Origin of the sequence: Halorubrum sp. SP9, from assembly GCF_005435015.1 — an archaeon.
Taxonomy (GTDB): domain Archaea; phylum Halobacteriota; class Halobacteria; order Halobacteriales; family Haloferacaceae; genus Halorubrum; species Halorubrum sodomense.
In genome coordinates this window covers 1-356 of sequence record NZ_SGXU01000497.1, presented here as the reverse complement: position 1 = coordinate 356, position 356 = coordinate 1, and the positions used below count along the sequence as shown (strand labels likewise).

At 55.9% G+C, this 356-nt stretch carries 1 pseudogene; it reads right to left on the bottom strand.

Features of this window, described 5'->3' with window-relative positions:
- Positions 1-356, bottom strand: a pseudogene (locus EXE45_RS21035) (integrase); the annotation flags it as partial.

Genomic DNA, 356 nt, shown 5'->3' with positions numbered 1-356 from the left:
GCTCGGTCAGCGAGGTCTTCCCTCGGTACGCCGTCGTCCAGATGGTCTTCGATAGACCAACGGCGGATCGGATGCGGACTGTAATTGACGGGACATTCCGACGCCATCGAGTCTTTGGCTGCGTCACACTCGTTGATGTCTCGGTTCTGAGGACATTCATTCGAGAAGGCACACGGTCGAGTCATCTTATACAGATCCCGACGGACCGTCGTTGTCGAAGGACGACCGCCGTTCCTGTTCCGTAGTAAGGGTTTTCGACCAAATTTGTCCGTCCCCTCGCCGTTTCGTTCAGGATGTTCGAGGTACTCGTTGATCAGCTCGCAGAGGTGACTCGGGACGTTGATGTTCCTCTCTCC